6 protein-coding genes are annotated in these 6,491 nt (G+C 58.7%); 1 reads left to right on the plus strand and 5 read right to left on the minus strand.

The features are described from left to right. Positions 1-82: 82 nt before the first annotated feature. A complete protein-coding gene (gene dapD, locus QMX91_RS27870; RefSeq protein WP_115986324.1) occupies positions 83-1,117 on the minus strand; it encodes a 2,3,4,5-tetrahydropyridine-2,6-dicarboxylate N-succinyltransferase in 1,035 nt (344 codons plus the stop codon). Positions 1,118-1,149: 32 nt separating this feature from the next. Beyond that, positions 1,150-1,512, minus strand: a complete 363-nt coding sequence (locus tag QMX91_RS27875; protein WP_003222107.1) for an ArsC family reductase — start codon at positions 1,510-1,512, stop codon at positions 1,150-1,152. A 293-nt stretch (positions 1,513-1,805) separates the two neighbouring features. Here QMX91_RS27875 and QMX91_RS27880 point away from each other — a divergent pair, with 293 nt between their 5' ends. Beyond that, entirely contained in the window at positions 1,806-3,437 is a 1,632-nt protein-coding gene (locus QMX91_RS27880; protein WP_282413692.1) for a Na+/H+ antiporter, read from the plus strand. 20 nt (positions 3,438-3,457) lie between these two features. On the opposite strand, the gene QMX91_RS27885 is transcribed toward QMX91_RS27880, so the two are convergent. The 3 genes from QMX91_RS27885 to dapC all read right to left on the minus strand — a co-directional run bounded on the left by QMX91_RS27885 (position 3,458) and on the right by dapC (position 6,423). Next, on the minus strand, positions 3,458-4,219 hold the full coding sequence (locus tag QMX91_RS27885; RefSeq protein WP_227698862.1) for a hypothetical protein: 762 nt from the start codon (positions 4,217-4,219) through the stop codon (positions 3,458-3,460). A gap of 147 nt (positions 4,220-4,366) precedes the next feature. After that, positions 4,367-5,059 carry a M12 family metallopeptidase gene (locus tag QMX91_RS27890; protein WP_098967459.1) on the minus strand — a complete coding sequence of 231 codons (693 nt, stop codon included), beginning with the start codon at positions 5,057-5,059 and terminating at the stop codon, positions 4,367-4,369. Between the two features lie 164 nt (positions 5,060-5,223). Further along, on the minus strand, positions 5,224-6,423 hold the full coding sequence (gene dapC, locus QMX91_RS27895) for a succinyldiaminopimelate transaminase (RefSeq protein WP_282413693.1): 1,200 nt from the start codon (positions 6,421-6,423) through the stop codon (positions 5,224-5,226). Between the last annotated feature and the right edge of the window lie 68 nt (positions 6,424-6,491).

Consider the following 6,491-nt stretch of genomic DNA (forward strand, 5'->3'; position numbering starts at 1 on the left):
CGTCCTGTCAGTCAATAAGTTGCTGAATGACACTACGCCTTCGCGAGCAAGCCCGCTCCCACAGGGGGGATCATGTGGCTGCTTAGTTGTGAGCGTGCAGCGCTTCGTTCAGCTCGATCGCCGATTTGTGGGTCTTGCACTCCACGGCACCGGTTTCCGAGTTGCGACGGAACAGCAGGTCAGTCTGACCGGCCAGTTCACGCGCTTTCACCACCTTGACCAGGTTGTTGTGCTCGTCCAGCAGCGCGACCTTGGTGCCGGCGGTCACGTACAGGCCCGACTCGACGGTGTTGCGGTCGCCCAACGGGATACCGATACCGGCGTTGGCGCCGATCAGGCAGCCTTCGCCGACCTTGATCACAATGTTGCCGCCGCCCGACAGGGTGCCCATGGTCGAGCAGCCGCCGCCCAGGTCCGAACCCTTGCCGACGAATACGCCAGCGGAAACGCGGCCTTCGATCATGCCCGGACCTTCGGTGCCGGCGTTGAAGTTGATGAAGCCTTCGTGCATCACGGTAGTGCCTTCGCCCACGTACGCACCCAGACGCAGACGTGCCGCGTCAGCGATACGCACACCGGCCGGCACCACGTAGTCGGTCATTTTCGGGAACTTGTCCACCGAGAACACTTCCAGCAGCTCGCCGCGCAGACGCGCTTCCAGTTGCAGTTCGGCCAGTTCGCTCAGGTCGATCGCACCCTGGCTGGTCCAGGCCACGTTCGGCAGCAGCGGGAAGATCCCGGCCAGGCTTACGCCGTGTGGCTTGACCAGACGATGCGACAGCAGGTGCAGCTTGAGGTACGCCTCAGGCGTCGAGGTCAGTTGTGCGTCTTCGGCCAGCAGGGTAGCGACCAGCGGCTTGTGGCTTTCGGCCAGACGGGTCAGCAGCTTGCCTTGAACGGCGTCGATGCCTTTGACCGCTTCAGCCAGTTGCGCAGCCTGCGCGGTGGTGAACGTGATGGCCTGGTTGCCTTCGGTGTAGCCGAGGATCGGCGCAACAGCGGCGACCAGTTCCGCCGACGGGTTGAGCAGCGGCTGGGCGTAGAACACTTCCAGCCAGGCACCTTGACGGTTTTGCGTGCCGACACCAAAGGCGATGCTGAACAGGGACTTGGACATGTGAATACCTCTAGCAATAAGTGACGGGCTGCTTACTTGAGCGCGGCCGCGTAGATGTCTGGCTTGAAGCCAATCAAGGTTCGGTCACCGAGATCGAGCACCGGGCGCTTGATCATCGAGGGTTGAGCGAGCATCAGTTCGATGGCTTTCGACTGGTCGAGATCGGCTTTACGTTCGTCGTCGAGTTTGCGAAAGGTCGTGCCTGCACGGTTCAACACCGTTTGCCAGCCGTGCTCGTCACACCATTGGGTCAGGTGCTCACGGTCGATACCGGCGGTTTTGTAGTCGTGAAAGTCGTAGCTGACAGCGTGTTCATCGAGCCAGGTGCGCGCCTTCTTCATGGTGTCGCAGGCTTTGATGCCGAAAAGGTGCAACGTTTTACTTGAAACGGTCAAGGAATCGCCCCCTTTACAGGTGCTGGAAAAAAATGGTGTCGGATTATGCCATGACCAAACGGTTTCGCGGCGCCCGGCTTCATTTGGCAATGCAAAACCCTGTGGGAGCGAGCTTGCTCGCGAAGGGGCCGTGTCAGTCAAAATCTCTGTTAATGACACACCGTATTCGCGAGCAAGCTCGCTCCCACATTGGAATGGCGTTGCGGGCGTGCGACATAGGTGCAACGGTCAGACGCATCCTAAGCGGCTAATATGGCAGTTCAACGCTGTCGATTGTCTGAGATTTCCGCTTTATGCAAACCGCTTATACCGTCCTGATCCTGCTGATGCTGGTCAGCGTCTCCCGGCTGGTCGGACGGGTCATCCCGCTGCCGCTGCCCCTCGTGCAAATCGCCGCCGGTGCCTTGCTGGCCTGGCCGACGCTGGGCCTGCACGTGGCGCTGGATCCGGAACTGTTCCTGTTTCTATTCCTGCCGCCGCTGCTGTTTTCCGACGGCTGGCGCATGCCCAAACGCGAGTTCTGGCATCTGCGCGGGCCGATCCTGACGCTGGCGGTTGGCCTGGTGCTGTTCACCGTGGTCGGCGCCGGGTACTTCATTCACTGGCTGTTGCCGAGCATTCCGCTGCCGGTGGCCTTCGCGCTGGCCGCCGTGCTGTCGCCGACCGACGCCGTGGCGGTCTCGGCGATCTCGCAGAACCGCTTGCCGACACCGCTGATGCACATCCTGCAAGGCGAGGCGCTGATGAATGATGCCTCGGGTCTGGTGACGTTCAAGTTTGCCTTGGTGGCGGCGGTGACCGGGGTGTTCTCGCTGGCCAATGCCAGCCTGACGTTCGTACTGGTGGCGGTCGGGGGCTTGGCCGTCGGCGTCGCGCTGAGCTGGCTGGTCGGGCGCTTGCGCGCGTGGATGATTGCCCGGGGCTGGGACGATCCGGCCACCCACGTGGTGTTCATGTTGCTGCTGCCGTTCGCCGCCTATGTATTGGCCGAGCGACTGGGCGCTTCGGGGATTCTTTCGGCTGTCGCGGCGGGGATGATGCAGAGCTGGCTTGATCTGCTGCCGCGGCAGACCAGCACCCGGCTACTCAATCGCAGCGTCTGGTCGCTGCTTGAATTTGCCTTCAACGGCCTGATCTTTCTGCTGCTGGGTCTGCAATTGCCGGACATCATCAAAGCGGTGGTCAGCCACGAACCGACGTTGTGGCCGACGCTGCTGTACCGTGGCCTCGACGTGGTGGCGATTTTTCTCGCGCTGGTGCTGTTGCGCTTTATCTGGGTACAGAGCATCTGGCGCCTGTCGGTACTGCTGCGACGGCTGCGCGGCAAGGGCGACCTGACGCAAGTGCCGACCGCGCGATCCTGCTGGTTGCTGACTGTCGGCGGAGTGCGCGGGGCGGTGACGCTGGCCGGTGTGATGTCAGTGCCGATGTTGATGGGGGCCGAGGCGTTCCCCGAGCGTGATCTGCTGATTTTCATCGCCGCCGGGGTGATTCTGTTGTCGCTGATTTGCGCCTGCATCGCCCTGCCGTTGCTGCTGCGTGGCATCGAGAAAAGCCCGGACGACAAACGTCGTCAGGAAGTGCGCGATGCCTGGCGCAAGACCGCCGAGGCGGCGATCCATGCGCTGGAAACCGAAGAGGTCGGCCCGCAGGATGCGGCGCAGGCCGCACTCTCGGCGGAACTCAAGGCTCGGATCATGTCCGAGTATCGTCATCAGCTCGATGTATTCAACGACTCCGCCGAAGCCCAGGCGCTGGCGTTCCAGATGGATCTGCTGGAACGCCGCTTGCGCTTGAAGGCGTTGCGGGCGCAACGCCTGGAGCTGTATAGCCTCAGCCGTCAGCACCAGATCGGTGATGACGTGTTGCGCGAGGTTTTGGCAGACCTGGATTTAAGCGAAGCGAATCTGGGGCAGGTCAAATAGCCGACACGGACCTGATGCGCTCATTCACTCGCGGGGCAGGGATAAGCGTTTGCCATGAAGATTTTGTCCTTTTCGCTGAGATCCAGATTAATGAAGAGCTGGAAGTCTCCGATGGTCCAGGACTGGCTGATCCGATAGTGCATGATCGACTTTGGATCGTATTCCGAATAAATGCTTTCGTCGGGATTGCCGCGGTCAAAGTACCAGTCGTGCAGGCGTTTGCGCGTCACGCTGGCCTGGGAGTCGTCTTCTTCCGGGTCGGCGGTGATTCCAAATTGTGCATAGATGGCTGGCTTGTCCCAGGGAATATCTGCCGTGGGATTGGTCTGTTCATGCTCCGCGCCCAGCATGTGACCGAACTCATGCATGACATTGGCTGCGAAGTAACGTGGCAGACCCGGATGCGGCCAGAGTGTCATGGTCGGCTCATCGGGATGTAGCAGAGCATCCGTACCTATCCGGGAGGAAAACGTTCCTTCCTGACTGAGTATGCGGATGTCGCCCACTTCACCTTCAACGAAATCGAATTTCAAGTTGATGTGCGGCAACCAGTTGCTGGCAGCGGCAATGGTCGCGTCCTTGAATTCCTGCGTGCCGTTGAGGAAGGCGATGCGAAGAGTGCTGCCGGGAGTCCAGAATTTTGCCGGATTGTTTTTAGCCCACATTTTACTGAACCTCCGAAGTGCATTTGATGTTGCGGGAGGTGCGTGTGGTTTCGGTTTTTTTGTTTGGCTGAAGCCGGGTTGAGTGCATAACTGAACATCCATGTTTTCGTTCGTCATATGTAACTTCTCGGGTTGCTTGTTGTTCCCGGAAAGTCGCTTTGAATGAAGGATGCTAGTTGCTGCGCCTGAGCAGGTAAATTGGATATGTGTACGATTTTATGACGGATTACCGTGCCAACAGAACTGGCACGGTAAAGATGTGATTCAACGTGGGTAAATCAACTGCATGAGCTGTTTGTCTTTATCACTGATTTCGCGATTGATCGGATTCGCCCAATTGCCAAGCGTCAAATTGTTGGGAACAGGATGGTGCATGATGGATTTTCGATCGTATGGCAAGTAAAGCGCGTCGGCATCGTCAAAAGGCGTAAATATATTGTCGTCAACTTCGCCTCGCGACAGTGGATTCATCGGTCTGTTCTGGTAGTAGTTGTAAACATTTTCTTTATTCCAGGGGATTTGCGCCTTGGGGTGCTGGTGTTCGTGCATTGCGCCGAGTGCGTGGCCAAACTCGTGGATGACGACCGTCTCGAAGTCTTCGTGTTCGGGGTCGATGCCAAGGTTCATGGTTGGCGTATCAGGAAACATATCCAGTGCATCGGTACCCAGAAATGAACTGTTCACCACACCCTCGGTGGCGATTCGAATCTCACCCTCTACGCCTTCAACGAACTCAAACTTCAAACTGATATAAGGAAGCCATTTTTCGGCGGCGGCAATGATTTTATCTTTGTGTTCCGGAGTTGGGTTATCCATGAAAGCTATTTTCAGAGTGTGTCGGCTTGGCCAAAGTTTGTCGTAGTGCACCAATGAGCGTTTTTTTCGGCTGTTGTTGAGGGCGCTGGATTTGAGTTCTTTAGCCGGTTTTTGCAGCGTGCAATATTGAAAGTTGTCCATGCTTTGTCTTGCTCCTTGATTTGTCTTTTTGGTTGTTTCGCGCATGCAAAAAAACCACTGCGCGAGATTAAGCTTCGGGCAGTGTCTGGAGTAGTCGTAAAGTGGTTTTAAATGTAACTTGAGGGGTATGTCCGTGCCAGATGACTGGCACGGATATTAAAAACTCAGTGTTGGCGGGTGATGAAGTCGCGGATCCGTTCTGCAGCTTCAACACATTCAGCCAAAGGCGCAACCAGTGCCATGCGCACGCGCCCGGCGCCCGGATTCACGCCGTCGACCTCGCGCGACAGATACGAGCCTGGCACGACAGTCACATGTTCCTGCTCGAACAGGTCGCGGCAGAATGCGGCATCGTCACCGGCCACGTTCGGCCAGAGGTAGAAGCTGCCGTCCGGACGCTGTACGTCCATCACCGGGCTGAGAATTGCCAGCACTGCGTCGAACTTCTCGCGGTACAGCGCACGGTTGGCGCGTACATGCACTTCGTCATTCCACGCCGCAACGCTGGCCATTTGGGTTTGCACCGGCATCGCGCAACCGTGGTAGGTGCGGTACAGCAGGAAACCTTTGAGGATATCTGCGTCACCGGCGACGAAACCGGAGCGCAGGCCCGGCAGGTTGGAGCGCTTGGACAGGCTGTGGAACACCACGCAACGCTTGAAGTCCTTGCGGCCCAGTTCGACGCAGGCGCTGAGCAGGCCTGGCGGCGGGGTCTGTTCGTCGAAGTACAGTTCGCTGTAGCACTCGTCGGCGGCGATCACAAAGTCGTATTCGTCGGCCAGGGCGATGAGTTTTTTCAGTACATCAACCGGGATCAGCGCGCCGGTCGGGTTGCCTGGCGAGCACAGGAACAGGATCTGGCAGCGTTTCCAGATGTCCGGTGACACGGCGTCGAAATCCGGGTTGAAGCCGTTTTCGTCCAGGCAAGGCAGGTAGTGCGGCTTGGCCCCGGCGAGGAACGCTGCGCCTTCGTAGATCTGATAGAACGGGTTCGGGCTGACCACCAGTGGATCGTCGCCACGGTTGACCACGGTCTGGGTGAAAGCGAACAGCGCTTCGCGGGTACCGTTGACCGGCAGCACATTGCGCGCCGGATCGATCCAGCCGCTCGGTACGCCAAAACGACGTTCGCACCAGCCGGCGCTGGCTTCGCGCAGGGCCGGGATGCCGAGGGTGGTCGGATACACCGCCATCTGATCCAGATTGTTCGCCAGCGCTTCGGCGACAAAGCTTGGCGAGCGATGTTTCGGCTCGCCGATCGACAGGGCGATCGGGCGTTTGTCCGGGTTCGGCGTGACCGTGCCAAGCAGCGCGCGGAGTTTTTCGAACGGGTAGGGCTGGAGCTGGTTCAGAGCGTTGTTCATGGGGGCCTCGTTCAATGTGGGAGCGGGCTTGCTCGCGAAAGCGGTGTGTCATTGAATGATGTGTTGCC

Origin of the sequence: Pseudomonas sp. PS01299, assembly GCF_029960145.1 — a bacterium.
GTDB classification, from domain to species: domain Bacteria; phylum Pseudomonadota; class Gammaproteobacteria; order Pseudomonadales; family Pseudomonadaceae; genus Aquipseudomonas; species Aquipseudomonas putida_A.